General features: G+C 71.1%; 1 protein-coding gene. It reads left to right on the forward strand.

The genetic code is table 11. The features are described from left to right. Window positions 1–726: biotin/lipoyl-containing protein (locus tag ACX6XY_RS30005; protein ID WP_460337766.1), on the forward strand; the 726-nt coding region annotated here is incomplete at its 5' end.

Raw genomic sequence — 726 nt, forward strand, 5'->3', positions numbered from 1 at the left:
TTCCTCCCGGCCCCCGGCACGGTGACGACGTTCGCCCCGCCGTCCGGACCCGGTGTGCGGCTGGACGCGGGCGTGGAGTCCGGCAGTGTGATCGGCCCGGCCTGGGACTCGCTGCTGGCCAAGCTGGTCGTCACCGGTGCGACGCGTGAGCAGGCGCTGCAGCGTGCGGCGCGTGCGCTGGGGGAGTTCACGGTCGAGGGCATGGCCACGGCCATCCCGTTCCACCAGGCCGTGGTGACTGACCCGGCGTTCACGAGTGATCCGTTCCGGGTGCATACGCGGTGGATCGAGACCGAGTTCGTCAACGAGATCGCTCCGTTCGCGGCCGCGCCCGCTGATGCGGACGCGGAGGACGAGGCGGGCCGCGAGACGGTCGTGGTCGAGGTCGGCGGCAAGCGTCTGGAGGTCTCGCTGCCTTCGTCGCTGGGCATGTCGCTGGCGCGTACGGGGCTCGCGGCCGGCGCCAAGCCCAAGCGGCGGGCGGCGAAGAAGTCCGGCTCGGCCGCCTCGGGGGACACCCTGGCCTCGCCGATGCAGGGCACCATCGTCAAGGTCGCCGTGGAGGAGGGCCAGGAGGTCAAGGAAGGCGACCTGGTCGTGGTCCTGGAGGCCATGAAGATGGAACAGCCCCTCAACGCCCACAAGTCCGGCACCGTCAAGGGCCTGACCGCCGAGATCGGCGCCTCCCTCACCTCCGGCGCCACGATCTGCGACATCAAGGACTGA

This window comes from Streptomyces sp. O3, assembly GCF_054788135.1.